22 protein-coding genes are annotated in these 26,764 nt (G+C 69.5%); 8 read left to right on the top strand and 14 right to left on the bottom strand.

Annotation, left to right across the window (positions count from 1 at the left end):
* Positions 1-21: 21 nt before the first annotated feature.
* The 6 genes from SYV04_RS42760 to SYV04_RS42735 all read right to left on the bottom strand — a co-directional run bounded on the left by SYV04_RS42760 (position 22) and on the right by SYV04_RS42735 (position 8,864).
* Positions 22-810, bottom strand: coding sequence for a hypothetical protein (locus tag SYV04_RS42760; RefSeq protein WP_321551896.1), 789 nt, complete (start codon positions 808-810; stop codon positions 22-24).
* Positions 811-872: 62 nt separating this feature from the next.
* On the bottom strand, positions 873-1,238 hold the full coding sequence (locus SYV04_RS42755; RefSeq protein ID WP_321551895.1) for a hypothetical protein: 366 nt from the start codon (positions 1,236-1,238) through the stop codon (positions 873-875).
* 64 nt (positions 1,239-1,302) lie between these two features.
* Entirely contained in the window at positions 1,303-5,178 is a 3,876-nt protein-coding gene (locus tag SYV04_RS42750) for a DEAD/DEAH box helicase (protein WP_321551894.1), read from the bottom strand.
* A gap of 101 nt (positions 5,179-5,279) precedes the next feature.
* On the bottom strand, positions 5,280-6,059 hold the full coding sequence (locus SYV04_RS42745) for a tRNA1(Val) (adenine(37)-N6)-methyltransferase (protein ID WP_321551893.1): 780 nt from the start codon (positions 6,057-6,059) through the stop codon (positions 5,280-5,282).
* The gene (gene gshB / locus SYV04_RS42740) at positions 6,056-7,012 is read right to left on the bottom strand and encodes a glutathione synthase (RefSeq protein ID WP_321551892.1); all 957 of its coding nucleotides are present in this window, start codon (positions 7,010-7,012) and stop codon (positions 6,056-6,058) included. The genes SYV04_RS42745 and gshB overlap by 4 nt, the downstream gene beginning before the upstream one ends.
* A 49-nt stretch (positions 7,013-7,061) precedes the next feature.
* On the bottom strand, positions 7,062-8,864 hold the full coding sequence (locus SYV04_RS42735; protein WP_321551891.1) for a serine/threonine-protein kinase: 1,803 nt from the start codon (positions 8,862-8,864) through the stop codon (positions 7,062-7,064).
* Between the two features lie 429 nt (positions 8,865-9,293).
* On the opposite strand from SYV04_RS42735, the gene SYV04_RS42730 reads away from it, so the two are divergent.
* Entirely contained in the window at positions 9,294-10,103 is an 810-nt protein-coding gene (locus SYV04_RS42730; protein WP_321551890.1) for a hypothetical protein, read from the top strand.
* Entirely contained in the window at positions 10,100-10,852 is a 753-nt protein-coding gene (locus SYV04_RS42725; RefSeq protein ID WP_321551889.1) for a hypothetical protein, read from the top strand. Before SYV04_RS42730 ends, SYV04_RS42725 begins: the two co-directional genes overlap by 4 nt.
* Before the next feature lie 29 nt (positions 10,853-10,881).
* On the opposite strand, the gene SYV04_RS42720 is transcribed toward SYV04_RS42725, so the two are convergent.
* Together SYV04_RS42720 and SYV04_RS42715 are read right to left on the bottom strand one after the other, a co-directional pair.
* Positions 10,882-11,175: a hypothetical protein gene (locus SYV04_RS42720; RefSeq protein WP_321551888.1), complete on the bottom strand. Its 294-nt coding sequence runs from the start codon at positions 11,173-11,175 to the stop codon at positions 10,882-10,884.
* Between the two features lie 36 nt (positions 11,176-11,211).
* Complete coding sequence (locus SYV04_RS42715; protein WP_321551887.1) at positions 11,212-11,496, bottom strand: hypothetical protein; 285 nt, start codon at positions 11,494-11,496, stop codon at positions 11,212-11,214.
* Positions 11,497-11,896: 400 nt separating this feature from the next.
* Between SYV04_RS42715 and SYV04_RS42710 the strand changes: the two genes are divergently transcribed.
* Both SYV04_RS42710 and SYV04_RS42705 read left to right on the top strand, forming a co-directional pair.
* Positions 11,897-14,053 carry a tenascin-X gene (locus SYV04_RS42710; RefSeq protein ID WP_321551886.1) on the top strand — a complete coding sequence of 719 codons (2,157 nt, stop codon included), beginning with the start codon at positions 11,897-11,899 and terminating at the stop codon, positions 14,051-14,053.
* A gap of 62 nt (positions 14,054-14,115) precedes the next feature.
* Positions 14,116-14,976, top strand: a complete 861-nt coding sequence (locus SYV04_RS42705; RefSeq protein ID WP_321551885.1) for a trypsin-like serine protease — start codon at positions 14,116-14,118, stop codon at positions 14,974-14,976.
* Positions 14,977-15,188: 212 nt separating this feature from the next.
* On the opposite strand, the gene SYV04_RS42700 is transcribed toward SYV04_RS42705, so the two are convergent.
* Complete coding sequence (locus SYV04_RS42700) at positions 15,189-15,848, bottom strand: DUF429 domain-containing protein (RefSeq protein ID WP_321551884.1); 660 nt, start codon at positions 15,846-15,848, stop codon at positions 15,189-15,191.
* A 105-nt stretch (positions 15,849-15,953) separates the two neighbouring features.
* Between SYV04_RS42700 and SYV04_RS42695 the strand changes: the two genes are divergently transcribed.
* Positions 15,954-16,973, top strand: a complete 1,020-nt coding sequence (locus SYV04_RS42695) for an aldo/keto reductase (RefSeq protein WP_321551883.1) — start codon at positions 15,954-15,956, stop codon at positions 16,971-16,973.
* 9 nt (positions 16,974-16,982) lie between these two features.
* Here the strand turns inward: SYV04_RS42695 and SYV04_RS42690 are convergent, their stop codons facing one another.
* Positions 16,983-17,603, bottom strand: coding sequence for an acyltransferase (locus SYV04_RS42690; protein ID WP_321551882.1), 621 nt, complete (start codon positions 17,601-17,603; stop codon positions 16,983-16,985).
* Positions 17,604-17,670: 67 nt separating this feature from the next.
* Between SYV04_RS42690 and msrB the strand changes: the two genes are divergently transcribed.
* A complete protein-coding gene (msrB, locus tag SYV04_RS42685) occupies positions 17,671-18,195 on the top strand; it encodes a peptide-methionine (R)-S-oxide reductase MsrB (protein ID WP_321551881.1) in 525 nt (174 codons plus the stop codon).
* Between the two features lies 1 nt (position 18,196).
* Here the strand turns inward: msrB and SYV04_RS42680 are convergent, their stop codons facing one another.
* Together SYV04_RS42680 and SYV04_RS42675 are read right to left on the bottom strand one after the other, a co-directional pair.
* On the bottom strand, positions 18,197-18,640 hold the full coding sequence (locus tag SYV04_RS42680; RefSeq protein WP_321551880.1) for a DofB protein: 444 nt from the start codon (positions 18,638-18,640) through the stop codon (positions 18,197-18,199).
* Positions 18,641-18,747: 107 nt separating this feature from the next.
* On the bottom strand, positions 18,748-20,073 hold the full coding sequence (locus SYV04_RS42675; protein WP_321551879.1) for a hypothetical protein: 1,326 nt from the start codon (positions 20,071-20,073) through the stop codon (positions 18,748-18,750).
* Between the two features lie 252 nt (positions 20,074-20,325).
* Here SYV04_RS42675 and SYV04_RS42670 point away from each other — a divergent pair, with 252 nt between their 5' ends.
* A complete protein-coding gene (locus SYV04_RS42670) occupies positions 20,326-21,777 on the top strand; it encodes an alkaline phosphatase D family protein (RefSeq protein WP_321551878.1) in 1,452 nt (483 codons plus the stop codon).
* Here SYV04_RS42670 and SYV04_RS42665 read toward each other — a convergent pair whose 3' ends face one another.
* Together SYV04_RS42665 and SYV04_RS42660 are read right to left on the bottom strand one after the other, a co-directional pair.
* Entirely contained in the window at positions 21,778-22,491 is a 714-nt protein-coding gene (locus tag SYV04_RS42665) for a head GIN domain-containing protein (RefSeq protein ID WP_321551877.1), read from the bottom strand.
* 100 nt (positions 22,492-22,591) lie between these two features.
* Complete coding sequence (locus tag SYV04_RS42660) at positions 22,592-25,300, bottom strand: serine/threonine-protein kinase (protein ID WP_321551876.1); 2,709 nt, start codon at positions 25,298-25,300, stop codon at positions 22,592-22,594.
* Positions 25,301-25,399: 99 nt separating this feature from the next.
* Between SYV04_RS42660 and SYV04_RS42655 the strand changes: the two genes are divergently transcribed.
* A complete protein-coding gene (locus SYV04_RS42655) occupies positions 25,400-26,755 on the top strand; it encodes a restriction endonuclease fold toxin 5 domain-containing protein (protein WP_321551875.1) in 1,356 nt (451 codons plus the stop codon).
* The last annotated feature ends 9 nt before the right edge of the window (positions 26,756-26,764 follow it).

Here is a 26,764-nt window from a genome sequence, read left to right as displayed (position 1 = left end):
CCCTACCTCAGGGGTGGTGACTCAAGCACCCTCCTGTCTCGTTCTCTCCGGCTGCCCGATGAGATAGGTGATGACCATTCCCTTCACGCTCTGGGTTCCGCTGCTCCAGCGGTACCCGCCGTCGGCACCGAGCCCCGTCGTCAGCCTCTCGAGGTCCGCCGGAGCATAGGTCCGCAGCGACGACACCACGCCATCCCAGAGGACGAGCAGGGGAATGATGGGCACCAGGTAGGTGAGGACCAGGCGCCACCAGCGCACCGGGCGGATGAGCGGGGTGAAGCCCCACACCAGGGGCACGACGAGCAGGAGCTGGCCTAGAAGGTACGGCAGCGAGCGCTGGGTGAGCTCGAAGGCGGCGATGGGGACTGAGCGCGCTGCGGCATCCGCGAGCAGAGCGCGAGCCCGCTCCGGGGGGAAATGGTGCAGCCCCTCGAAGAGGGTCCGCACTCCCGTCAGCTCCTCGGGAATGCGCGTGGCGTCGACGGGGGTGTCGCGGTAGTGCGCGCCAGGAGGCAGCTCCTGCCCTGGGTTGGGATGGAGGTCGGTGAGCACCACCTCGGCCCGGTCATGCACCGCTCGCAGCGCCGGGAGCAGGGTGCGCCATGGGCCCCCCGAGCCGGAGCAGAGATCGACGACCCGGTCCGTGCCCGCCGTGCGGAGCAGCTCCGCCAGCTGCGGCGCCACGCTGTCATAGGGCCGCATGCGGTCGAGCACGACGCGCAGGTAATCCACCTCGCCACGGCGCAACGGCGCGGGCAGCCACGGCTGATCGAGGAATTCGAAGAGCTGGAGACGGGGGAGCAGAGGCATCGAGAAAGGATAGAGCCGACTCGCGACTCCAGTCCCCCAAATCCCGGCTGGAAGTAATCAGCTCAGCCGACCGAGGGCGGCACGCACACCTTCTGCGAACCCGATTCCACGCGGGTGACGTTCGACGAGCAGTTCGACTCGTTCTCCGACGAGCGGTTCTCGTTGCAGTCCGCCTTCTCGTCGCAAGTCCGGAAGCAGTAGTTCACGCCTTCCTCGGTCACGCAGATGGACCCGCCCGGACAGTCCGCGTTCGCCCTGCAGCCCGTGAAGCCACAGTAGCCGCCCTTGAACTGAAACAGGCAGCTGAGCTCCTCATCCTCACATGACGCGCTCTCGGTGCATTCCCCACCGAGGTGCTCCGAGGTGTTGCCGCAGCCCATCACCCCCACCGCCAGCGCCATTGCCGCCCACTTCCAAAGTGCCTTCATCCGTGTGTCCTCCCGTTGAGAGGCCACACCGTTACGCGAAGTGGGGCTGTCTTCAAGCTTCCAGTCAGTGAACGAGGCGGGTGCGCGGCTCTTCCTCGTCGTCCTGCCGCTCTCGCGGAGCCTCGCCCCCCGCCAGCAACGCCAGCAGATCCTTCGTGGTCAGCCGCGCCGCGACATCCGTCCCTTCGAGCACTCCGGCCACCAGCGCCCGCTTGTCCGAGTGCAGCGAGAGGATCTGCTCCTCGATGGTCCCCCGAGCGATCAATCGGTACACCGTCACCGGTCGCGTCTGGCCAATGCGGTGGGCCCGGTCCGTGGCCTGATCCTCCACCGCTGGGTTCCACCACGGATCCAGGTGGATGACGTAGTCGGCCGCGGTGAGGTTGATGCCCGTGCCTCCCGCTTTGAGAGAAATCAAGAACAGCTCGCCCTCGCCCTCCTGGAACGCCTGGATCCGCTTCGCGCGCGCCGCCGCGGGCGTTGAGCCATCGAGGTACTGGTACGTGAAACCGGCACGCTCCAGCTCCTCGCGGACGAGGTCCAAGTGCGAGGTGAACTGGCTGAACACCAGCGCCCGGTGGCCCTCGCTTCGCAGTTCCTCCAGCAGCTCGAGGAGCCGTCGCATCTTGGAGGAGGTGATTTCCGACTGCGAGTCGTAGAGACGGGGGTGCGAGGCGAGCAGGCGCAGCCGCGTCAGCGCCGCGAGCACCTGGAAGCGCTGCTGCTCATTGCGCAGGCCCTTGCCCTGCTTGCTGACCTCCGCGACCGCCGCCAGCCGCGCGTCCTCGTACAGCGTCCACTCCTCCTCGGAGAGCGCCACCGGCACCTGAATCTCCGTGCGCGGGGGCAGCTCGCGGGCGACCTCCTGCTTCGTACGGCGGAGCAGGAAGGGGCTGATCACCCGCGAGAGGGCCACGCTCGCGTCGGGATCCTTGCCGCGCTCGATGGGGGCGGCGAAGCGCTCCCGGAATTGCTCCCAGCTTCCGAGCAGGCCTGGGAAGACGACCGTGAAGAGGCTCCACAGCTCGCCCAGGTGGTTCTCCAGGGGCGTTCCCGACAGCGCGATGCGGAAGCCCGCGTTCAGCTGCCTCGCGGCGCGGGCCCGGCGGGTGCTCGGGTTCTTCAGCGCCTGTGCCTCGTCGACCACGAGCGTCGAGAACGAGATGGCGCCGAGGTTCGCCGCATCACGCACGAGCAGGCCATAGCTCACGATGAGCACGTCGTTCTTCTTGAGCTTCGACAGGCACTTCACCCGGTCCGGCTGCTCCGCGTAGAGCACGGGACGGAGGCTCGGTGCGAAGCGCTGGAGCTCCTGCACCCAGTTGAAGGCGACCGAGGTCGGCGCCAGCACGAGGGCGGGGCCGAGTCGCGCGCGGTCGAGGAGTACCGCGATCGCCTGCACGGTCTTCCCGAGCCCCATGTCATCGGCCAGGCACGCTCCGGCGCCCCAGGCCGCGACGCGGCTGAGCCAGGCATGGCCCTCCACCTGGTAGTCGCGCAGCGTGGTCCCCAGCGTGGCGGGCGGCTTCGGCTTGAGCGAGAGCGAGGAGGCGAGGCGCTCGGTCATGAGCTGCCACGCCGGGGCGGTTTCGATCTCCGCGCCTGCGTCGAACAGGGCGCTGATGGCAGGAACCGCTCCCGGGGAGATCTCCACACGGTTCTTGCCAATGAAGGTGTGGTCCGCCACCGCGAGCAGGCGCTTCCGCAAGGTGTCGCTGAGCTCCACCCACCGCTGTGCATCCACGCGCACGAAGCGCTTCTGTCGCCGGGCCGCGTCCAGGAGCACCGCGAGTTCGAGCCTTCCTGCTTCGACCTTCAAGTCTCCCGACAGGCCGAACCAGTCTCGCTTGCGCTCGATCTGCACCCTCAGGGCTTCAGGACCGACAGCCGAGGCGATGAACGGCCGCTCGTCGATCCACTCGACCTCGAGGCCCTTTGGCGGCTTCTGGAGCGCGGCGACGAGTTCCAGTGCCGCCTCCGTGTCTCCCATGCGGAAACAGAAGGGTGGGCCCTCTTCCGCGCCATCGAGGGGCAGCGGGAGGATCGCCGCGCGGGCCCGCTGCTCCTCCTGGATCAACTGGCGGCGCACGTAGCCACGCTCCCCGTTGCGGGAGAGCAGCACGTCGCGCGGGCCGATGCCGGGATGGAACAGAGGCGCTCCCGGGCCCGGCCGCACGAACAGCTCCATTTCGAGGGACACGTCCGGGAGCAGGCGCAGGCGCACGACAGGGGTCGTCTCCGTCTGGAGTTCGCGCCCTTTCAGCGTGGGGGGGACGACGAGCGGAAGGCGTGCTTCGAGGCGGGACAGACGCTCGAGGAGCTGCTCGTGGCTCTCGGGAGGGAACTGGTCGCCGTGCTTTTCGAGCACGCTCCAGATCCGCCGCGCCTCTTCGTTCATGTCGATGAGGAGACAGCGGCTCCGTTGCTCCTCGACGGTGAACAGCGGCTCTCCCGGAGCGAAGGCGCGCAGCAGGGCCCCGAGGAGCTTCGGGTTGAAGCGCTCTCCGTCGATGGAGGGTTCCAGGCGAATGTGGTCCCCAGCCGAGAGCGCGGTGAAGCCGAGTTGGACGCGCTTCACCTCGATGGGCTCTTCGGGGCGAAGATCGAGCGAGACGCGGGGATGTCCGACGAGCGCGAGGAACGCCCGCGAGGGATAGGTTCCAGCCGCGCGAGATGCCGGAGCCCAGGAGGCCAGGTACTCGGCGATTCGGAGATCGGCCTCGGAGAGCAGCTCGCGGTGGTCTTCGAGCAACCGGGCCGCGGGCATCCGTGCGCCGGGGCTCAGGGTGCCTCGGCGGGTCTGCTTCCGCACCAGGGGGGACACAGTGAGCGTCCCAAGCTCATGCTCGATGCACCACCACACCTCGATGGCGGCACGGGGCTTTGCCGCCTCGGCCTCGAACAGCTCGAGTTCCTTCAGCGCGCGCGCCCAGCTTGGACGCAGGAGTTCCTCGGCGATCCGCCGTGCCTCGGCGACCCGGGTGCTGTCTTCGAGCACGTCCAGGGTCGTGTCGATGAGCGCGAGCACATGGACGCAGCCACGCTGCCGAGTGATGCAGTTGCACTCCACCTGGCCCTCGCCGCCTCCGGGGAACGTCAACCGGGCCACGGGGCCGACGGTGCCGTAGTCCGGGCCCGAGCGAACGACGCGCTCGGGCTCCTTCCACGTGAGCGCGCACGTCGCCGCATCGAAGTTCCAGGTACACGAGGCCCGCCGCTCGCGAGAGCGCGGGACGGCATGGGACCGGAACAGGCGGCGCACTTCGAGCAGGCGGGTCCACAGCGGAGCGAGCTGAGGGTCCGCGTGAGACTCCAGACGCGTGGCCTCCTCGGTGAGGGCTCGCTGCACCGAGCTGGCTTCCTGCTGCAGATAAGCCCATGCCGCTTCGGTAAGCGCCGTCTCCAGGCCCTTCCCGCGCGCACCTCCGTGCCGCTGGGTGCCCTCTCGGGAGCCCACGTCGCGGACGGCGAGGCCGTTCAGGGCATAGCGGAGACCGTTCCGCTGGGCCTCGTTGATAGGCAGATCCGAGAAGAGGACCTCCGCGGAGACCGTGAGCGCATGCCGAACGTGGTGGCCTTCCGCCCAGCGCTCGAGCTCGTTTCGCGTCGCGAACGGCCCCTCTCTCGACTCGGCCGCGACGACCTCTCTCGGCGATTCGAAAGAAACTCCTCGCTGCGCGAGGAAGGAGAGACCGAGGGCAACGGCGTGTTTACAGACCTCCTCCCGAACCGGGCAGGTGCATTGGCCCACGAGGGCGCCGCTGAGCGCCTTGAGCCGAACGCGGTACCTGGCGGTTCCCTCGACGAGGCCTTCCAGGACGTCGTCCTCGAAAACACAGGAGAGGACGCGTCCCTCGCGCCAGTACGCTTCGCCGCGCGCGAAGGCACCTCCCGCGCTGGCGCGGAGGTTCTCGGCGGTGAGCAGCACGGGCAGCGACATGGGAGGCGGACTCTACCCGCGTCTCGAGCGCCCGGCGGGTTGTTCTGGAGGCTTGGGAAGCTCGCTTGCTCGCCTGCCGGGAAGCGCTGGGTGGACCGCGCTCAGGCACTCTCAGCGAGCGGCGGGTCCATCAGGGCGGCGACTTCCGGGGCGTAACCTCCTGGGCCTTCTCCGTGGACGATGAGCGGTGGGCGCACGCCGAGGCCTCGATCCTGGTCTCTCAGCGCATGCACGAGGAAGCGCGTCGCGGGTGCTCCCACGCGCGCGTGAATCAATCGCAGGGCGCGTGGGAAGAGTCGGGCCGCCGTGAGCAACCCGAACACCTCCGTCAGCCGGGCCGCCGGGTACACCAGGCTCACGCCCCCTCCGGGAGCCAGGGCGTGCCGGGCCGCCGCCACCACGGCCGCCGCATCGCAGGCCAGTTCCTGCTTGGAGATGGCGCGCTCCTCATCCGGGCTGCGAACCCCCGCGCTCGCGGGACGAAAAGGAGGATTGGAGACCACGAGGCCATAGGCGCCAGCGGAAAACAGGGTGCGGGCCTCGCGCAGGTCTCCGAGCACCGGACATACCCGGCCTTCCAGCGCGTTGAGCGTCACGCCGCGCACCAACCGCGCGTACACCGCTGGCTGGAGTTCCAGCGCGTCCACGGGCCCTCGGCCGAACTGCCGCGCGAGCAGGAAGGACACCACGCCGCTGCCCGCGCCGAGCTCCAACGCAGGCACTGCCTCCGGGCTCTCCTCGGCGGCGAAGGCCGCCAGCAGCACCGCATCCAGGTTGAAGCGGTAGCCTCCCCTCCGCTGCACCACTCGCACGCCGGACGTGCCGATGGAGTCCAGCGTCTCGTCCGGCTCGGCTACGAAAGGGGAGGCCTCCTCGCTCACCGCTTCGCCGCCAGCTTCTCCGCCAGGTCGATGACGTTCGCCTCGATGCACACGCCATCCAGCGTGTCGATCTCCGCCAGCCCCGTGGGGCTCGTCACGTTCACCTCCGTGAGGTAGTCGCCCAGCACGTCGATGCCCACCAGAAGCAGCCCTCGCTCGCGCAGCATCGGCTTCAGGCGCGCGCAGATCTCCCGCTCCCGGTCCGTCAGCGTCGTCTTCTTCGGAATGCCTCCCACCGCCATGTTGCCCCGGTGGTCATCCTCCGAGGGCACGCGCAGCACCGCTCCCAACGGCTCACCATCCACCAGGATGATGCGCTTGTCCCCCTGCCGGCTCTGCGGCACGTACGCCTGCGCGATGATCGCCTCGCGCCCGTGGCTCGTGAGCAGCTCCAGCAACGACCGGGTGTTGCGGTCTCCCGCCCGCGCGAAGACGATGCCCTTGCCGCCAAAGCCATCGATGGGCTTGAGAATCGCCCCATCCGGGTGCCGGGCAATGAACTCCGTCAGCACCGCATGGTCCCTCGCCACGCACGTCTCCGGCATCAAGTCCGGGAAGTGCAACGCGAAGAGCTTCTCGTTCGCCTCGCGCAGCCCCGCCGGGCTGTTGATGTAGACCGGAGGCTTGCCCGCGCACAGCTCCACCAGCTGCGTGGCGTGCAGGAACTCCACATCCACCGGCGGATCCTTGCGCAGGAAGAGCACGTCCAGGCTCGACATCGGCCGCACCGACTCTTCCAGGATGTCGAAGTGGCGGCCGGGCTCCCGTCTTACCGCCACGGTCCTCATGCGCGCCTCGGTACAGCGGCCGCTAAAGCGCAGCCAGCCCTGCTCGAAGTAGCGCACCGTGTGTCCCCGCCGGTGCGCCTCCAGCATCATCGCGAAGGTCGAGTCATGGTCCACTCGCACCTGCTCGAGCGGGTCCATCAAGAAGCCTAGGTTGAGCTTTGCCATTGGCCCCAGGGTAGACCAGGAAGCGCCTCCGGGCACGGTGACAAGTCGCTCAACCGGCCTCGGGAAGATCTCCCAGTGCGAAGCGCAGCTTCGTCGTCTCCCCCTTCTTGATGGGGACCGACAACTTCCGCTTCTTTCCATCCGGGCCGACGATGCGCAGCAGGTGCGTCCCCACCGGCAGCGTCTCGTTGAACATCGGCGTCTTGCCCAGCGAGCGCTTGCCCCGGAACACCTCTGCCTCCGGGTTGATGATGAGCGTCAGCTTCCCCTGCGCCACCCGCCCCGACTTGCCCGGCTTGTCCTCCGCCTCCTCCGCTTCCTCTCCCGGCGCTGGCTTTTTCTCCGCCCCCGCCGTGCCACCCGCCACCGTCCCGCCGTCGGTCGCCGCGCTCGGTGTTCCCGGCTCCGGCTGCCCAGGCTCGGGGAAGATCTTCAGCGCCGGGCCCCCAGGGGCCGCCACCTTCGGCGGAGGCTCCTGTGGCACCTGCTCTTCCATCTTCCGGCCCAGGTCCATCGCCACGTAGGTGCCGCCCGCCGCGATGCCCATCAGCAGCACCCCCCACAGCAGCACCGTCATCCATCGGCTCTCCGAGGATGTGCCCTCCACCCGCGGAATGGACACCTGCGTGCTCGCCGCGCTCCCTGCCTCCGGCGGCCCCGCCTCCGTCCTCGCTCGGGAGGCCTTGTCTCCCGACACCTTCTTGCCCGCCGGCGCCTTCTTCTCCGCCGCTCCCTTCTTCTCGGGCGGCGCCTTCTTCTCCGGCGCCTTCTTCTCGTAGATCTCCGTGCCCACCGACGATGAGCCGCCGCCCTCGTCCGACCAGGGCACCGCCGCCGCCTCGCCGCTCATCCGCGGATCCGCGCTCTCCAGCAGCTGCCGCGTCGCCGCCATCTTCTCCGCGAACAGCTCGCGCATCGCCTGCGCCCGCCGATCCGCGTCGAACATCATCTCGCCCGCCGCCGTCTCCAGCGCCCGCGCCATCTCCTTGCCGCTCTGCCAGCGTTCCCCGGGGTTGCGGTCCAGCGCCCGGAGGATGACCGCCGAGAGCTCCTCCGGCACCGTCACCAGCTTGTGGCGCGGCGTCGGAATGGGCGCCTCGAGGATCTTGATCATCTCGTCGCGCTCCGACTCGCCGGCGAACAGGCGCTCGCCCGTCACCAGCTCCCAGAGCACCACGCCCACCGAGAACAAGTCACTGCGCCCATCCAGCGGGTCTCCCCGCACCTGCTCCGGCGACATGTACCCCGCCGTGCCCTTCACCGTGCCCGCGCGCGTGCGCTCCAGGCTGTTGCGCGCCTTGGCGATGCCGAAGTCCAACAGCTTCACCACGCCGTCGTACGTCACCATGATGTTCTTCTGGGCGACGTCGCGGTGGATGACGGGGCTGGGCCGGCCCGAGGGGTCCGTGAACGTATGCGCGTACTGCAGCGCCAGGCACACGTCCCGAACCACCCCCAGGCTCAGGCCCAGCGGGATGGGCTCCTTGCGCCGCCGGTACGCCGCGGCGACGTGGTCCAGGTCCTGCCCCGAGATGAACTCCAGGGACAGGTACAGCCCGTCCTCCTCCTGCCCCAGCTCGTACACCTGCGCGATGTTGGGGTGGTTGAAGGCCGCGGTGATGCGCGCCTCATCCAGGAACATGCGCTCGAACTGCTCGTTGCTGCGCACGTCCGGCAGGATTCGCTTGAGCGCCACGTACTTGCGGAAGCCTCCGGGCCCCGCCGTGAAGCCCAGGAACAGCTCGGCCATGCCCCCCACCGACAGCCGGGTGATGACCTGGTACTTGCCGATCTGCACGCCTTGGTAGTCGTAGGACGACCTACCCGGCGTTCCTTTTCCCGGTGCGGCCATGGGCCGGAACCATAGCGCGGCCCCTTGCCGCGCGTGGCCCGCATCCTTATATGCATTGGGCCCGCCCCACCCTCGCTCCCCGTCCCAGCAGCCACACCAGGGGTGGAACTGTCCAGGGCCAGCAAACATGTGGGAGTCCTGTTGGCGACAGTCGGGCCCCTGTGGACAAGCTCGCCCCGGGCTGTGGGCATGTGGGAGCCTGGGGAAAAGCGCCAAGTTCTCCACATGTGGCGGGTAGCGAATTCCTGAGCATCCTCAGGGGCTTACTGACTTGTCCCCAAGTCCGGGCGACCTGCTGTCACTACTGCTAGATCCTCTCTACTATTCACTTCTGGAAATAGAAGCCGGTGCCTGGGGAAACCGGGGCTGGGGAGAAGCTTTCAAGCCGGTTGATCCGCGGGGCCGGGGTTGGGGTATGAGGGGCCCCCCGTGCGTTTCTTCCTGGTGCTCCTGGTGTGTCTCGGTGCCGCTTCCGCCTCTGCCGCGGAGCGGGCGCTCGTGCGCGCCGAGCGCCTCTTCGACGCGCTGGAGTTCGACTCCGCCGCGGCCGCCTTCGAGGATGCGCTGCGAGAGCCCGGCACCCGGCAGGAGCGCATTCGCGCGTGGCGAGGCCTCGCCCTGTCCGAGGCGTTCATGGGCCAGGCCAAGCAGGCGCAGGCCCACTTCGAAACGCTGCTGAGCATCGAGCCCGAGGTGGACGTGAGCCGCGCGCTCGGGCCGAAGATTCGCCGGCCCTACGAGGCCGCGCGCAAGAAGATGCAGAACCGACCGCGCGCCGCGCTGAAGCTGGTGCGGCGCCAGGATGGCCAACTGGAGGCGGTGCTGGAGCAGCCGCCCGCGGTGGTGACGGAGCTCTCGCTCTACGTGCGGCAGCCAGGCGAGTCCGGCTTCACTCGGACGCAGGGCGCTTCTCCGGGGCCCGTGGTGGCGCCGGCGCCCGCGGTGCGCGCGGTAGAGGCCTATGCCCAGGTGCTCGACGCGGCCGACGGCGTCCTCTTCGAGCAGGGCAGCGCGGAGGCCCCCATGCGCTTCGATGCCACCGAGGAGCGGCTGGCCGCGGTGGCGGGCGCCCAGGAGCCCACGCGCGACGAAGGCCTCGACGAGGGCCGACGGCCGGTGTGGCCCTGGGTGGTGGGTGGCGTCGGGCTGGTGGCCGCGGGCGTAGTGGCGGGCGTGGTGCTCTCGCAGCCTCCGGCGCTGAACCTGCCCGCGGCGGACCGAACGGGGCGACTGCCTTGAGGCTCGCGCTCGCGGGCGTGGTGGCGCTGCTGGCGCTCGCCGCGTGCGAGACGACGGCGGACCTGGTGGTGCCGGACCTGTGCGCCAACGTGGCGTGCCCCGCGGGCCAGGCCTGCGCGGAGGGCCGGTGCCTGGCCACCACCTGCCGGGGCGTGAGCTGCGGCCTCGGACAGGTGTGTGAGCGCGAGGCGTGCGTGGAGGTGGCGTGCCTGGGGGTGAACTGCCTCCAGGGGCAGCGCTGCCGCGCGGGCGCGTGCGTGCGTGTGTCCTGCTCGCGGGAGTCGGCCGCGGCGTGCTTTCCCACCGAGCGGTGCATCGAGAACGCGTGCGCCCTCGACACGTGCATGGGGGTGAAGTGCCCCCAGGGGACGGTGTGCCGCGCGGACGGCCGGTGCCAGAGCGTGGCATGCACAGGGGACTTCGCCTGCGAGGCGATGGAGCGCTGTGGCTCCGAGGGCCGCTGCGTGCCCACGGCGGGCTGTGCGGCGGTGAGCTGCCCAGTGCAGCAGGTGTGTCGGGACGGGACGTGTCTGCCGCTGGCCTGCGTCTCGGCCACGGACTGTGGCGCGGGCGAGGTGTGTCGCTCGGGCACGTGCCTGCTGGCCACGGATCCATGCGCGCAGGTGCCCTCGTGCTTCGTGGGTCAGGTGTGCCGGGAGGGTGCCTGTGGACAGGTGTCCTGCGGTCCGGGCATGCCCTGCCAGGGGCTCGAGGGCTGCCAGTCGGGCCGCTGCGAGGAGCCGCGCTGACGCGGGCCGCCTGAGCGCGCTCCGAGGCCTCAGAGGCTCGGGCTCAAGCGCTCCAGCAACGCCGGGAGCTCTCGCAGCAGTTGCGAGTCGAGCTGTTCGAGCGAGCTGCGAATCGAGTGAATGTGTTCGAGGGAGCCCTGGGTGCGCGTGAGCCGGTGCAGCACGCGCAGCCGCTGGTTGCGGGTGACGAGCCGCGCGAGCACCGTCTCCAGCTCCCCGCCGAGGGAAGCATCGGGAGGAGGCTCGGCGCCCAGCCGCTCGCGCAGCTGTTCAATCAGGTAGGTGAGCTCCCAGGACTCGTTGTAGCCGGCCGCGCGTTGCATGGGAGACTGCGCCCCTCTTCATCAAGGCCTGGCGGCTCAGGAGTGGAGCCGGTTCCAGGCGAGCCCGGTGAGCATCAGCCTCGAGCGCGGATCATCCATCTCCACGCTCACCACGCAGTCGGACACCTCGAGCCGGAGGGCGTAGGTGAAGCTGCTGGCCTCGCCGGCGCGCTCCTGGGTGGTCCTCGCGGCCAGGTGGAACAGCTCGGCCAGTACGCGCTGACGCACCTCCGTGGGCAGCGCGTTCATCGCGGGCTGCAGCGCACGGGGAATGAGGACGGTGAAGGCCTGGGGCCTTGGGGAGAACCTGACGGTACTCACGGAGTCGACGCTGTCCATGCGCCGGAGCTTTGCGAGAACCGTACCTTGGGTGTGGCCAGCAATTCCGGACGGTTGGAGGCCTCGCGCCTCGTTCCGGGGGGCTGAGGCTGTAGTTATGACTGGATCTGGGCGGACCCTGGGGAGCGCCGGTTCAGGGGGGCGGCACGGCGGTGCATGGCGTAGGCGGTGGGAACGGCGGGGGTGCTCGGCACACATCGCCGGGAGCCACGGGAGTGTACGGGAGTGACCCCTCTTGAGCCTTCGGGTGGCTCCGGATGTCGGGCCCAGAGCCGTGCGAGGCAGGAGGCCCGAAGGGGGCGCTCGCGCGTACTGGGCGTGGGGGCTATACGCGTACGGGCGAGGGTCACCGATGGGACGCGCGGAGACGACAGGCAGAGCGGTGTGGCTGCTGCTCCTGACAGGGCTCATGGGGGTGCTGGGGGCGGCCTGCCGCGAGGAGCGGCCGCCGCTGGTGGGCGTGGAGGGGCGGCTGCGGTTGTCGCAGGCCTCGGTGGTCTTCCCGCGGACGTACGTGGGCGTGAGCCGCGAGGAGACGGTGCGCGTGTCCAACGGAGGCCGCGCGCCGCTGGAGGTGAGCTGGACGCAGGTGGCGGCGCCCTTCACGGTGCAGGGGCTGCCGGAGCGGGTGGCCTCGAGCGAAGTCGAAGTGCGGGTGCGCTTCTCGCCCACGGAGCCGGGGCCGTACTCCGCCACGCTCACCGGCACCTCCTCGGGGGGCGGGACGGTGGCGCTGACGCTCACGGGCGAGGGGCTCGCCATCCCCGAGTGCCCCACGCCGTCGGCCTGCCACGGCATCAGCTTCAACGTGAACGCGGGCAGGTGCGTGGAGCAGCGGCTGCCGGACGGCACCGCGTGCGACCCGGGCAACGAGTGCCTGCTGGAGAGCACCTGCGTGCTGGGCGTGTGCAAGGGCCGTGAGAGGACGTGTGACGACGGCAACGCCTGCACCACGGACGTGTGCAACCCGCTGGACGGGTGCCAGACGGTGCCAGCGCCGCCGTGCCCGGGGGATGGGAAGTGCCAGCAGGGGGTGTGTGATCCGCTGACGGGCTGCGGGTTGGCGATGGCGCCGGACGGCACCTTCTGCGGGGAGCGGCGTGGCTGCGACGTGGCGGACGTGTGCGTGGAAGGCACGTGCGTGGTGCGGGACTTGCCGGATGGCTTCACGTGCGCGCCATCCACGCCGTGCCAGCGCGAGGGCCGGTGCCAGGGTCCGGTGTGCCAGCGCCCTTCGCCCACGGTGCTGGCGCCGAACTGGACGCGGGACACGCGGGAAGAGCTGCGGGAGCTGCACGACATGATGGTGTGGCCCGACGGGAGCGTGACGCTGTCGGGCTTCTTCGAGGCGCCGGTGCTGAACGCGACGGGAGAGACGCCGGTGCAGTCGAACCAGACGGGGCGGCGCTGCATGCTGTGGAACGAGCGGCTGCTGTGCATGGACATGCCCCGGCAGGGGGAGGTGTCGCTGCTGGAGAAGACGACGGGCTCGCCGCGGTGGACCTTCGTCCTGGCACAGGCGCGGCCGGACATGGCGGCGGAGGCAACCACCATCTTCATGGCGCGGCTGGCGGTGATGGCGCCGGACCGGCTGGCAGCGCTCTTCGAGGCATACCCGGCGGGGTCGGAGAACTCGACGCTGTGCCGGGTGTACTTCCTGGTGGTGCTGAACGCGAAGGGCGCACTGGTATCGGCGACGAAGTTCACGGATCCGCTGCTGTCCCAGTGCAACCACCCGCACCCGTTCGGGCTGGTCTCGGACACGCGAGGGAACCTGTACGTGGCGTTCTCGCCGACGGTGAATTCGGGAGCGCCGCTGATGCCGGGCTCGCCGACGCTGGTGCTGGCGTACTCGCCGGACGGGGTGGAGCTGTGGCGGCGCACGCTGCCCATGGCGGGAGGTGAGTTCGGCGCGGTGAACGGGCTGCTGTTGCCGGAGCGTGGCACCACGGCGCTGCGCATGGCGGATGGGGCGGAGGTGGGAACGTTGCCGGTGCTGGGCCGGGCGGTGGCGACGCGGGAGCGGGTGGTGCCGAGTCCGGAGGGCACCTCGTTGAACCCGGAGGGGTGGGGGGTGGTCTCTCCCGAGCTGCGGGGGTACGCGCTGCCGGGGCTGACGCCGGCGTGGACGTATCGGCTGGGGGAGGGCGAGAGCTTCGTGACGAAGGAGCTGCGGCTGGCGGATACGAAGCCGAGACCGGGCGAGCTGCCGGAGACGCTGGTGGTGAGCTTCGTGGCGCAGGGCATCAGCCCGACGCTGTTGGGGGTGCGGGCGCGGGATGGCTCGGAGGCGTTCCGGTGCGAGCTGGCCTATACGCCGCGCACGGTGCCGCAGTTGTTCGAGCTGGGGCCGGAGAGCCTGGTGATGATGGATGGGGCGGAGACCTGCGGGGAGTGTGATCCGCCGTTCGCCTACAGCAGCCCGCGCTTCCAACGCTTCCCGCTCACAGGGCTACAGCCGTCGAAGGCGTCGTGGCCGGGCACATTCGGAGGACCGGGGCACAGCCACCACGAGACCCCGGTGCGCGCCGCGCCGTGAGATATCTGTTCGCCGCCATGGTTCTGCTCCTTGCCTGCGATGGGTGCAAGGAGCAGGCACCCGTGAGCGAGACGGATGCGGGTGCTGTCCTCGAAGAAGAGCAAGAGTACGTGCGCATTCCGATGGAAGAGTTGCCGCAGGTAGCGACGGTTCTAATCATGAATGCCCACTTGCTGGAGCTGGCTGGCGAGGTGGATGTCTCGAATCGCTACCTGTCCGCCGTTCGGGTCCACGTCGACTTCAGTGAAGAGAAGGACCAGGCCTGTGGAGGAGCCGTCATCGGCCGTCGCGTCGTCCTGACCGCGGGACATTGTGTATGCCCACAGCGGCAAACGCCCTCGGAAGGTAGCGGCACCCAGCGCATCATCGACGTTACTGGGTGCGCGAAGACCGCGAGCGTGATGACGTTTTTCTACGAGCCAGGAGGGCGAACGAGGAGAAGTTATTCCGGGGTGGTTCATGCTCACCCGGACCTACGGATTCTCTTGGATGATCAAGGTCATGTGGTCTCCAGCCAGGCTGATCTGGCAGTCATTTTCTTGGACGACCCCCTGGAGAAAGGGGTCAAGCCCATCCGTGTGGCGGACCAGGAACTCGAGCTCAACGAATCCGTGACCATTGTCGGCACGGGTTACGATGAGATGGCCCGTGCCTATGATTTCGAGCGGCGCGCCAGTCGCAACACGGTCATCGAGCGGTTGGCCTCTGGTGGTGGAAGGATGCGGATCAAGCAGCCCGAGGGTCATCTCTATCGGGGTGACAGTGGAGGGCCCTGTCTCCGCGAAGGTGCCAAAGATGCCGTCCTCGTAGGTGTCTCCAGCAGGAATCTGGGAGAAGGGTCGGCTCTGACGAGCACGTACGGGTACCGGGATTGGATACAGGACCAGCTCCAGCGCGCGAAGAAGCAGAAGGCCTCCCCATAGCCGCGATCATTCGAAAGAGGGGTTCCTACAGTACCCATGGTGACAGCGGAGGCCCCTGCTTCCGCGAGCGAAAGGGAACCTTGAAGTTGGTGGGAATCGCTCGGTCGTCACACGGTCCTCCGCTGGAATTCTCGGTGTACACGATCACGCACACATACCGGGATTGGCTGCGCCAGAAGATCGATGAGGTAAGCAGCACTCCTACGGATTGATTAGGACACGTCCAGGATGCGCCCCTCGCGAAGCCAGCCTTCGGAGTCCATTCTCAGCGGCAGGCCGACTGCATGCACACGTTCCGGCGCGGCGCGGGTAAGCCATCCGAGCCATGCGCACAACGTGGCGTCGAGCTGATCGTGCGTCGGCAACTCGCCCGTCGGAAAGCACAACCCCTCGGCTTCGAGCAATGCACGCCTCGTCGCCCTTCCCTCGGGTGAGGCCTTCTTCCCCAACTTCTCCACATTCCACTGGCGCCACGTAGCCCCGGGGAACGCCTCGAACAGTCGAGCCCGTCCCAGCTCCGTCGTGTCCACGTCCAGCATCTCCAGCGTCCCAAGTCGGTGCAACGCCGCGAAGAGCAGCACGCTGCCGCGAACGAACCCGCAGAAGGGCTTGCCCGGCACCGGGAGCACATCTGGCGTCCGCCCCGGAGCCCGCAGCAGTCGCTCTGCCTCGCGTACCGAGGCCCCCGGTCGTGCGAGCGCCTGGGGCCCGTCCACCACCACCACGTCCAACGGCTCCACGGGAAACGCGGCCACCAGCGCTTCCGCGTCGAGCGCCTTGGGCCACCGCCGCTCCTCGAAGCTCACCCGTCCCCGAGCATCCACCACGGCCACGTCCACGGGACGCGGGCGGCGCGCGAACGGATCGCTCAAGTCCCAACCCACGAAACGCACCCGCAGAGCCTAACCGATACCCAAACGACACTGCGCCGCGCGAGCCTCCGCGTTAAGTCCCCGCCTCCTTATAAGAGGGCACCCATGAACTACCGCATGCTGGGCCGCACCGGCCTCTACGTATCGGAGTTGTGCTTCGGGACGATGACCTTTGGCGGAGAGGGCTTCTGGAAGGCCATCGGCGCCCAGGGCCAGGCCGAGGCCGACAAGCTCGTCGCCCGCAGCCTCGATGCCGGCATCAACTTCTTCGACACCGCGGACGTCTACTCCAACGGTGTCTCCGAGCAGCTGACCGGCAAGGCCCTGGGTGCCCGCCGCAAGGACGTCATCCTCGCCACCAAGGTGCGCGGCCGCACCGGCCCCGGCGTCAACGACGTGGGCCTGTCCCGGGGCCACATCATGGACTCGGTCCACGCCAGCCTCCGCCGCCTGGGCACCGACTACATCGACCTGTACCAGATCCACGGCTACGACAAGGTCACCCCCCTCGACGAGACGATGCGCGCCCTCGATGACCTCGTGCGCCAGGGCAAGGTGCGCTACCTCGGCGCCTCCAACCTCGCCGCCTGGCAGCTCATGAAGACCCTGGGCCTCAGCGAGCACCGCCACCTCTCGCGCTTCGAGTCCCTCCAGGCCTACTACTCCATCGCCGGCCGCGACCTGGAGCGCGAGCTGGTGCCCCTCATGCAGGACCAGCAGCTCGGCCTCATGGTGTGGAGCCCCCTGGCCGGCGGCTTCCTCAGCGGCAAGTACCGCCGCAACGCCCAGGGCCCCGAGGGTGCCCGCCGCGCCGTCTTCGACTTCCCGCCCGTGGACAAGGAGCGCGCCTACAACATCATCGACGTGATGGATGGCATCGCCAAGGCACACAACGTCTCCGTGGCGCGCGTCGCCCTGGCGTGGCTGCTCCACCAGCAGCATGTGACGACCCTCATCATCGGCGCCAAGACGTCCGAGCAGCTCGAGGACAACCTTGCCGCTCCCTCCCTGAAGCTCACCCCCGAGCAGCTCGCCGCGCTCAACACCGCCTCCACCCTGCCGCCCGAGTACCCAGGCTGGATGATCACCCGCCAGAACGAGGACCGCATCCCCAAGTCCACCTAGCCCGAGGGCTCACCGCTTCTGGCGCCGGTCTCCCACCACCCTCGCGGGCACTCCCGCGACGATGGCCCACGCGGGCACATCCCGCGTCACCACGGCGCCCATGGCCACCACCGAGTGGTCTCCCAACGTCACCCCATCGGTGACGCCCGCGTTGGCGCCGATCCACACATCGGCGCCCACCCGGATGCCTCGGGACGTCACCGGCTGCTCCCGAATGGGGCGATCCGGATCCAACCCGTGGTTGAACGCGTAGAGCGTGGCGCCCGTGGCGATGCGCGTGCCCTCGCCGATGTGGATGCCCGCGGCCCCTCCATCCAGGCTGGCCCGCGCGTTGATGCTCACGCTGGGCCCCAGCACCACCGGGCCGTGGATGAAGGTATCCGCCGCGATGCTACAGCCCGGGCCGATGACGAGGGTGCGCCCGGGCTCGGCGAACAGGCGCGCCTGGGGCGCCACGAAGCAGCCCTCGGCGATCTGGACCGTCTCCAGCTCCATGAAGTGTGCCTGCACCTCCTGCTGCCAGGCCTCCGCCCACTTCCGGTGGCGGGGCTTCAGCGAGAAATACAGCCACGGCATCCACGAGAGCCGCAGCTTGTGCTGCTCCCGACGACGGGCCTCGAGCTCGTCCATACAGGAGGCAGGGTGCCACAAATCCCCGGGCCGGTAACTCAAAGCCGGGCTCACGCGTACTCACGGTATGAACCGACGACAGACGTGGTGGTGGGCTGGCCTGCTCGTACTTCCGCTGGTGGCCCTGGCGGCGGGGGCCGGCGAGAAGGCCCCGAACGCGCAGCCCAAGCCGGCCACCAGCACCGCTCCGGCCAACCCCGACCGGGTGAACAAGTCCGAGGAGGAGTGGCGCAAGCAGCTCACCCCCCAGCAGTTCCACGTGCTGCGGGAGCAGGGCACCGAGCGCGCCTTCACTGGCAAGTACTGGGACCACCACGAGGCGGGCACCTACCACTGTGCCGCGTGTGGCCATCCGCTCTTCTCCTCGGAGACCAAGTTCGACTCGGGCACCGGCTGGCCCAGCTACTGGCAGCCCCTCAACCCCGGCGCGGTGACACTCCACGAGGACACCAGCTTCTTCATGACCCGCACCGAGGTGGTGTGCGCGCGCTGCGGCGGGCACCTCGGCCACGTCTTCAATGACGGACCCGAGCCCACGGGGCTGCGCTACTGCATCAACTCCGTGTCCCTGTCCTTCAAGAAGAAGCCCTGAGCTACGTCACCAGGCCCCGCTCGCGCGCCAGCCGGATGATGGGCGCCGCGTCCTTGCCCAGGCGCCGTGCCAGCTCCGGCGCCACCGACTCGGCGCTCTTGTGGACCGCCAGGAAGTCGTCATACGTCCGGGTGACAATCAGCATCCCCGAGATGATGACCCGCTGCAGGCTGTTCTGCAGGTCGTTTCCCTCGATGATGATGTGACACGCCTCGGCGATGGGGCGCCCCTCGCTCAACAGGTGGTTGAGGTTGGCGCGCTCCTCGGCGTTCGGAATCTTCACCTTCGAGTCGATGGAGGCCACATACAGGATGGGTCGGCCCAGCCGATCGCGAATCGCCTTGCTCTGGGTGAGCAACGCGTTGACGTCCTCCTTCGTGGGCGGACTGACCCACCGGGCAAACAGCACCCGATCAATCAGGTCTATCCGGACTCCCGCAGTCACTGCGTCCTCCCCTCCTAGGCGGTACGCATTCTGCATTAACGCGGAGGGCGGGGAAAGGCAGGTGAAAACCCCCCCCGAAACTGTCCTCCCAGCAACGCAACCCCGGCCTACTGGGGCCGGGCGCTCCACAGCGCGACGTCACCCACATAACTGTCGTACTGCCGAAGCACGGCGTCCACGCTCACGTGCAACAGCGACAGGAAGCGCCGCAGCTGCAGCTCCGTGCGCAGGTAGTGCGACAACATCATCAGGTTGCCCTGCCAGTGCCCATCATCCCCGCCGTCGAACTCGATGTGGGAGCTGATGAAGCGCATGGCCTTCTGGGGCTCCTTCACCCCCCAGGAGCCCACCAGCGCCTGGAGCTTCTCCACCATGGGGCTGTCCAGGTTGCCGCTGACGCCCTCGGCCGCCAGCGGCGCGGCCAGCATCAGCACCGGGTCTCCATAGAAGCCGATGGCGCTCTCCTGGGTACACATGAACTGGCGCGTGGCGGCGTTGGGCTGCGCGGCGTCCTTCACGTACTGCGAGTCCTCGCCCAGGTGCTCGAGGTCCCGCTCGATGATGACCTCGTGGTTTATCTCCCCGGTGAGGTGGTGGATGAAGTGGTTGCGCATCGCGCTCTCGTTGGAGAGCGCCACGCAGCGGCCCAGCAGGCGCGTGGTGTAGCGCACGAACTGGTGCAGCTGGGTGAGCACGTAGGTGTACTGCTCGCGCGTGAGCGTGCCCGTCTCCACCGCCTGGAAGAAGTGCGCCTGCCGCACCCGGTCCAGGAAGTCGGTCTCGATGGTCTCGCGGATCTCCGTCACCAGGAAGACGGGGTCCAGGGGCTGGCCGGCGGCGGCGGCCTCCTCGCTCGTCTTGTGGAGCAGGATGTCCAGCCGCTGCGCCTTGGCCCGGAAGGCGCCGGTGCCCGCCACGTCCATCCGGGGCACGGACGCGAGGGGCGTGAAGCCATAGCGCGGGGCCAGGGGCGTCTGGTCGTCCGCCATGAGGACGCCCACGGTCGTCAGCCCCCAGCCCCGGGCCTGCCGGAGCCCGGCGTACAGCAGCACCGGCAGTGTCCCGTTCGGCGCGTCCGGGGCCACGTATACGCGGGTGAGGAAGGCGGCCTTCTCCAGCGCGGCGTCGGCCAGGCGGGTGTACTCCTGGAACGTGCTGCCCTGGGAGTGCAGCACGGTGGCGAAGGCCACGGTGCGGCCCGAGGTGCGCTCCACCACCGCCACGTCGCAGCCCCGGGAGGGGCTCACACCCTGGGGCGCGAGGAGCTCGGCGGTGCGCGCGGCGGGGTGGGCCGCCAGGGGTTCCAGCAGCGCCGGCTTCTCCTGGGGCAGGCGGTCCACCACCACATCGAAGGAGGGACTGGCCTGCATCCGCGTGGTCTGCGGACGCGTCCGGTGGACCCACACCGGGGCGGACTTCGAAGCGGCGGTCATGGTGATGAGCTCCTGCTGAGGGATGAAGCGGGCGAGAGTATCCGCCCCAGGGCGTGGCACCATTATCAACGAGAGCCAGTGCCGGTTTCCAACAGGGGGGTGCGGGGCTCCACCCTTGGAAGCGGAGCAGGCGGGTACGCGCGGCGGGGGAGTGTCACCCGAGCGACGTCGGGTATTTGACGGAGCGGGGAGCCTCCGGGAAGGTGTCACCCTGGCCGGCCATGCTGGCGCGGACGCGAGAGGGGGCAGCTCATGGCAGTCGTGTTTCCCGTGAAGCCGGTGACGGTGGGCCCCCTCGTGGGCCACACCACGGACACCACGGTGCGCTTGTGGGGCCGAGGCGAGCGCCCCACGGCCTCCGGGGGCCAGTTCTGCTACGGCGTGGCGCAGGTGCTCGAGTCCGGCTCCACCACGCCCGCCCAGGCCGCCTACTTCAAGCTGCGGCCGGAGGACGACTTCACCGGCACCGTGGACTTCCAGGGACTGCGGCCCGGCAAGCCCTACGCCTACCGCATGGGCTACTTCTTCTCGGATGTGGAGCAGCACCTCATGTTGCCGGCCCTGGGCCTGCAGCTGGAGGGCGCCATCTCCGGGGTGTTCCGCACCGCGCGCGCGCCGGGCAGCCCGGAGTTCTCCCTGGTGTTCGGCTCGTGCCGCCACCCCACGCCGGGCGTCGAGGACGGCCTGCCGGGGGTGCCCGAGCGCGGTGACCGCATCTTCGGCACCATCCTGGAGCAGGTGGAGGGCGGCACCCCCACGGACGCGTTGCTGATGGTGGGAGACCAGATCTACGCCGACGTGCGCGCCGATGACCGGACGTTCGCTCAGTACTGCGCCCGGCACCGGCAGGCCTTCATCCAGCCCAACCTGCGACGGCTGATGGCGCGCGTGCCCACGTACATGGCGATGGACGACCATGAGATCGCCGACAACTGGTCCATGGACAGGCTCAATGACCCGAAGCTCTCCGAGGCGGAGCGCGCGGCCAACAAGGGCCGCTTCCTGTCCGCCATCGAGGCGTACCGCTGCTATCAGGTGGTCCACAGCCCGGCGCTCAAGCGCGTCAACGAGCAGGGCGCCACCAACGCCATCACCGAGCTCTGGTACACGTTCCAGTCCGGGCCGGCGCACTTCTTCGTGATGGATGTGCGCACCGAGCGCTTCAACCGTGCCCAGCCACCGCAGCTCATCAGCGCGCGGCAGATGCAGGCGGTGCGGGCGTGGATGGCGGCCCACAAGGGGGAGCTGAAGTTCGTGGTGACGGCGGTGCCCTTCTACCCGGACGTGAAGCTGGGGGGCCTGGCCATGTGGGAGCGCAACGACAAGTGGGCGGGCTTCATGCACCAGCGCCAGCAGCTCCTGGACTTCATGCGCGACGAGGGCGTGCGGCGCACGGTGTTCCTCTCCGGAGACGTCCACGTGTCGCTGTGGGCCGAGCTCACGAGCACCTCGCGGCCCGACTTCCGCGCCTACTCCATCATCTCCTCGGCCTTCAACGCCCCGGCCTTCACGCCCCCCGAGTTCATCTTCGAGCACACGGGCATTCTCGACGGGCAGGCCGACTACGTCGTCAGCCGCCACGGGGGCTACACCTCGGCGAGCAACTTCACCCGCCTGACGTGGAAGGCGCCCACCCTGCGCGTCGAAGTGTTCGAGCGCAAGGGCAAGCGCCTGCACGTGTCCGAGCTCAACCTCGACGGGTAGCTACTTGCGGAAGAGTACCCGCGAGCCGCCGGAGCTGGACACCACGCGCTGAGACGGCGCGCTGTTCACGTGGACGGTGCTGCCGCCGGACAGCTCGGCCACCACGCGGTCGGAGGGGTTGGCCTCCACCTGGGAGCCGCCGCTGGCATCCACCGTCATCGCCTGGAGGTTCGACAGGTCCTGGCCGTGGACCTGGGAGCCGCCGCTGGCCTCCACCGTGAGGGACTCGGCGCGCCCCTGGAGCTTCACCTCGGCGCCGCCGCTGGCCTCCACCGCCAGTTGCTTCGCGTCCACGTTGCGCACGGAGATTTCACTGCCCCCGCTGGCCTCGGCCGCGAAGGCCTGCGAGGAGCTGGCCTCCGCCTCGACCTCGGCGCCGCCGCTGGCCTCCACGCTGGTGATTTTCGGGCTGGAGAGGGTGATGCGCAGCCCCGAGGTGGAGCGAATCCGCGAGTTCTTCTCCAGGCGCACCACCAACTTGCCGTCCACCACCTCGGTGCGTACCAGGGCCACGAGGTTCTCGTCTCCGGAGACGCGGACCTCCTTGGGACCTACCTTCACCTGGGCCTTCAGGCCCTGGCTCACGCTGACCCCGTCGAAGTCCTCCACCTGGCGCGAGTCCTCGCGGGAGACGCCGTTGCCCACGGTCTGGGCGAAGGCACAGGCGGAGAACAGCAGGGCGGGAACGGCCAGGGCAATGCGCAGCGGCTTCATGGGGCCCTCTCTTTCAGGAAGGATGGAAGCCAGTGGCCTCCGGGCATCGAGCGGTACGCACGAGCCCCCTGGGCCATTGCATGCCTTGGGAGAAGGCGGGCTATTCCCGAGCGAGGGTGTTGAGCTCGATGCGCACGGCCGTCGTCTCTCCGGCCTTCACTTCCACCGGCAGCCGTAGGTTCTGCCCATCCGGGCCGACCAGCCGTAGCGAGTGCTTGCCCGACGGCAGGCTGATCTTGAAGAGCGGGGTGTCGCCCAGGTAGCGCTTGCCCAGGTACACCTTGGCGTACGGGTCGGTGACCAGGGTGAAGGTGCCCGTGCTGTCCGCGGAGGCGGGGGCCTCGTCCTTCTTGTCCTCCACGGGCGCCCAGTCGCTCGGCGGCGGCTCGGCCTCCACGGCCTTCGTGTCCCGCTTGGGGGTGCGCTTGGGGGGCGGGGGACGCGTCGGCTTGCGGGTCTGCTGGGCCGGCTCGTCCTCCTCCTCCTCCGGCTCCGGGGTGACGGCCGCCACGGGCTCGGGGGTCTCGTCCGGCTTCGGGACGGAGGGCTCCACGGGAGGGGTGGAGGGCTTCACCTCCTCGGCGGGAGCGATGGAGGTGGCGGTGACCGCGGGCGGCGGGGGGGTGGCCGGAGGGGTGACCGGAGTCGGAGGGTTGGCGGGCGGCGGGGGGGCCTGCGCCGTGAGCTCGGCGGCGGACTTGGGAGGTGTGCTCGGCTTCACCGGCTCCGGGGTGCCCGGAACCGTGGCGGGAGGCGGGGAGGCCAGGGCCTGGAGACGGCCTCCATCCAGGCCGAGCCCGACGACGAGACCTCCACCCACCAGCAGCAGCCCCACGCAGGCCAGAGCGAGCCACAGCCCCCAGCGCCGAGGCTCCCGTTGGGGGGGATCGCCCGGCGTGGTGATGGCGCTCAGCCCGTCCTCGGACTCGGGGATGTGCGTCTCGTTGGTGTCCTCGGGCGGCGCGTCCTCCACCCGGTACGCGGGCACGGGGTGGGTGATGATTTCGGCCTGGCCGGACTCCTCTTCTTCCGGGGGAGGCGTGGGGGCACGGCGCCGGGCGTTCCGGGCATTGCCAGGAGGGTAGACGCGCTCGCTGGAGGTCGACCTCGGACGGCCTGAGCCCGAGCGTGAGTCGCGAGGGCTGACGTCCTGCGTGGTGCTCTCCTCGTCCGACTCCACCTCGGGCTCCGAGGCTCGCGCCGGAGGGGGAGGTGGCTCCGCGGCGCGCATGTCCAGGCGGGAGGGACGACCTCGGCCCTCACCCCGCTCGGAGGCAGGCGCGCGTGCGACGCTCGTCTCGCGGGACAGGGTGCGCCCGCGGCCCTCGGAGCGCGGCTGGGGCTCCTCGGGAGGGGCGGCGCGCGTGGCGTTCCCGTCCTTCCAGGCTGGAACGCTCCCGTTGCCCGTGTTGTCCGGCGGAGGCGGTGGAGGCGGCAGGGCATCGTTCACCGGCAGCGGCGTGGTGACGGAGCGCTTCTGCGGCAGCGGCTCGAACACGGGCCGGCGCACGGCGCCGGACTCCGGGGAGGCGGGCGGCGTCTGGACCATGCCGCTGGTGTGGCGGCGCGGGGCGGGCGCGCCCTTGGAGGGCGTCGGCGTCTTCGGGGGCTCGGGCGGAGGGGGCGGCTGGGGCGGCGGCTGCTTCACCGTGGGGAGCGCCGTCAGCGCGGGGGAGGCCACCGGGCGCGCGTTCAGCGCGGGGGTGATCTGCGGCAGGCCGGGCGCGGTGCTCTCCTCCGGCTGCACGGGCGCCTGCTGGAAGGCGGCGAGGGAGAAGATCTGCGAGACGCGCACCTCGCCGGTGGCGTCTCCGCTCAGCGCCTGGCCGGCCATCAACAGCTGTCGGGTCTGCTCGCGCCGCTCGGAGAACAGGCGGCGGATCAGCTCGGCGTTCTGCTCGGGGTGCCAGATGAGCGGGCCCACCGCGCGCTCCAGGGCGCGGGCGAACTCCAGCGTGGAGGCATAGCGGTCCTCGCGCTTGCGCGAGAGCGTCCGCAGCACGATGGCGTCCAGCTCCGGCGGCACCGACTTGTTGCTGCGCGAGGGGGCCGGCACCTGGCCCTGCAGCACCGCGCCGGCGCCCTCCATGGGGTTCTTGGCGTGGAACAGGCGCAGGCCGGTGAGGCACTCGTGCAGCACCACGCCCAGGCTGAACAAGTCACTGCGCGGGTCGAGCGGCTCGCCGAGGATCTGCTCCGGGGACATGTAGCCGCTGGTGCCCTTCACCATGCCCACCTGGGTGCGGCTCTTGCGGGCCAGGTTCTTGGCGATGCCGAAGTCGAGCAGCTTGGTGACGCCCTCGTACGTCACCATGATGTTCTTCTCGGCCACGTCCCGGTGGATGACGGAGGCGGGGCGGCCGAGCGGGTCCGTGAAGGTGTGCGCGTAGTGCAGCGCCAGGGCCGTGTCGCGCGCGGCGGCCAGGCTCAGGCCGATGGGGATGGGCTCGTTGGCGGCGCGGCACGCCTTGGCAACCTCCACCAGCGTGGCGCCCTGGACGAACTCCATGGCCAGGAACAGCTCACCGTCGGCGACGTCCAGGTCATACACCTGGGCGATGTGCGGGTGGTTGAAGACGGCGGTGACGCGGGCCTCGTCCAGGAACATCCGGACGAACTCCTCCTCGCCCTTGATGTCCGGGAGGATCTGCTTGAGCACCACGAGCTTGCGGAAGCCGGCGAGGCCGCGTTGGGCAGCGAGGAAAATCTCCGCCATCCCGCCCGTGGACAGGCGGCAGAGCACCTCGTATTTGCCCAGCATCCGGCCGCTGAAGGCGTCCGGGGCGAGCGGCAGCGTCGTCCCACCCATGTAAGAGAATCGAGTCTACACCGCGAAAGCCCTGGGACCGAAAGGGTGAGTCTGGGGTTTTCTCACCCCATGCATCCTCTCAGTTTTTGAAAGGCGTTGATGGCTCCTCGGCTGGCGGTTGTTTTTCTGCTGGTTCTCTCCGCGTGTAGCACCCCGCGCGGGGTGCGGCTGGACACGGGCCAGGGGGCGCCAAGGCAGTACGTCCCCCCTACCCGGGACAGGTTCGTGGAGGTGGACGCGGATGCGTTCGAGCAGGCGCTGTCGCGGCTGGTGCTGGAGGCGCCCCTGACGCTCCGCCCCGCTCCGAAAGGCGGGCTGGTGCGCGCCTCCTACTCGGCCGACCCAGGGCAGCCATCCTGGCAGCACTGGATGCGCAAGAGCTTGGGCGGGGTGTGCGGGGTGGGCCAGCCGAAGGACGGGTGCCTGTCGCTCTTGGATGACGTGATGGGCCTGAGTGAAGGGGACAAGCTGGCGGTGGCCCTGGGCCTGTCGCTCGAGCCCATGCGCCAGGGCATCGCCGAGGCCGTGGAGGACACCCTGGCGCCCCAGCTCTTCTACGCCGCCATCGCCACGAGCCTGGTGACCTGGGTGGTGTTGGCGGCAAACCCCGAGCCGGTGTTCACGAAGGCGGCGGCGATCGTCTCGGCGGTGATGCTGGTGTACCTGGGGGTGGATGCCTTCCTGGATGTGCTGAAGGCGAGCTTCGAGCTGAAGCGGGCCACTGACAGGGCTACCACCTTCGAGGAGCTGGAGGAGGCCAGCCAACGTTACGGCAGCGCGGTGGGGCCCCGGTTCGCCCGCGCCTTCATCCTCGCGGTGACGGTGCTGGTGAGCCGAGGCACGGCGGTGGGCGCCTCGGGGCTGGCCTCGCGGCTTCCCCTGCTGCCCCACTTCTCGGAGGCGTCGGCGCTGGGGGCCTCGCAGCTGGGCATCCGGCTGGCGCAGGTGGGACAGGTGAGCGCGGTGGCGGTGGTGGAGGGCACCCTCGTCATCTCCCTGGCGCCCACGGCGGTGGCCATGGCCGCCATGGGCCCTGGCGACGGAGGCGCACGAGCGCCCCCCGCCGAAGGTCCTGGGGAGTGGGTGCAGGTGGACGAGTCCATGTCCGAGAGTGCCCGCGGCTACCAGGCGCAGGTGACGGGCGCCCCCAAAGGGTATGCCTATCGCGTCAAGGCAGGCGGCAAGGAGGCGGACTTCGATGGCTATCAGGAAGGCGTGCTGCTGGAAGCCAAGGGGCCCCATCTCGCGCGGTTCATCGACGACACGCTCGAGCCGAAGAGCTTCTTCAAGGGCGCGGACAAGCTCCTCGAACAGGCCGAGCGCCAGATCATGACCGCCCGGGGCACTCCCATCCGATGGATTGTCGCCGAGGAGAAGTTCGCCGCCGCGCTGCGCAAGCTGTTCGGGCGGGCCGGACTCAAGATCCAGGTCGTCCACGTTCCTCCCGCTCCATAATGACGGCGC

Source organism: Hyalangium ruber (genome assembly GCF_034259325.1).
GTDB lineage: Bacteria > Myxococcota > Myxococcia > Myxococcales > Myxococcaceae > Hyalangium_A > Hyalangium_A rubrum.
Note: the sequence above shows the minus strand (reverse complement) of the source record. Positions and strands in the feature narration are given on the sequence as shown.

Excerpts from the sequence above, each read along its gene's own strand:
- SYV04_RS42760 (WP_321551896.1), bottom strand. The coding sequence starts at position 810 with ATGCCTCTGCTCCCCCGTCTCCAGCTCTTCGAATTCCTCGATCAGCCG.
- SYV04_RS42755 (WP_321551895.1), bottom strand. The coding sequence starts at position 1,238 with ATGAAGGCACTTTGGAAGTGGGCGGCAATGGCGCTGGCGGTGGGGGTG.
- SYV04_RS42750 (WP_321551894.1), bottom strand. The coding sequence starts at position 5,178 with ATGTCGCTGCCCGTGCTGCTCACCGCCGAGAACCTCCGCGCCAGCGCG.
- gshB (WP_321551892.1), bottom strand. The coding sequence starts at position 7,012 with ATGGCAAAGCTCAACCTAGGCTTCTTGATGGACCCGCTCGAGCAGGTG.
- SYV04_RS42735 (WP_321551891.1), bottom strand. The coding sequence starts at position 8,864 with ATGGCCGCACCGGGAAAAGGAACGCCGGGTAGGTCGTCCTACGACTAC.
- SYV04_RS42720 (WP_321551888.1), bottom strand. The coding sequence starts at position 11,175 with ATGCAACGCGCGGCCGGCTACAACGAGTCCTGGGAGCTCACCTACCTG.
- SYV04_RS42695 (WP_321551883.1), top strand. The coding sequence starts at position 15,954 with ATGAACTACCGCATGCTGGGCCGCACCGGCCTCTACGTATCGGAGTTG.
- SYV04_RS42690 (WP_321551882.1), bottom strand. The coding sequence starts at position 17,603 with ATGGACGAGCTCGAGGCCCGTCGTCGGGAGCAGCACAAGCTGCGGCTC.
- msrB (WP_321551881.1), top strand. The coding sequence starts at position 17,671 with ATGAACCGACGACAGACGTGGTGGTGGGCTGGCCTGCTCGTACTTCCG.
- SYV04_RS42675 (WP_321551879.1), bottom strand. The coding sequence starts at position 20,073 with ATGACCGCCGCTTCGAAGTCCGCCCCGGTGTGGGTCCACCGGACGCGT.
- SYV04_RS42670 (WP_321551878.1), top strand. The coding sequence starts at position 20,326 with ATGGCAGTCGTGTTTCCCGTGAAGCCGGTGACGGTGGGCCCCCTCGTG.
- SYV04_RS42665 (WP_321551877.1), bottom strand. The coding sequence starts at position 22,491 with ATGAAGCCGCTGCGCATTGCCCTGGCCGTTCCCGCCCTGCTGTTCTCC.
- SYV04_RS42660 (WP_321551876.1), bottom strand. The coding sequence starts at position 25,300 with ATGGGTGGGACGACGCTGCCGCTCGCCCCGGACGCCTTCAGCGGCCGG.
- SYV04_RS42655 (WP_321551875.1), top strand. The coding sequence starts at position 25,400 with ATGGCTCCTCGGCTGGCGGTTGTTTTTCTGCTGGTTCTCTCCGCGTGT.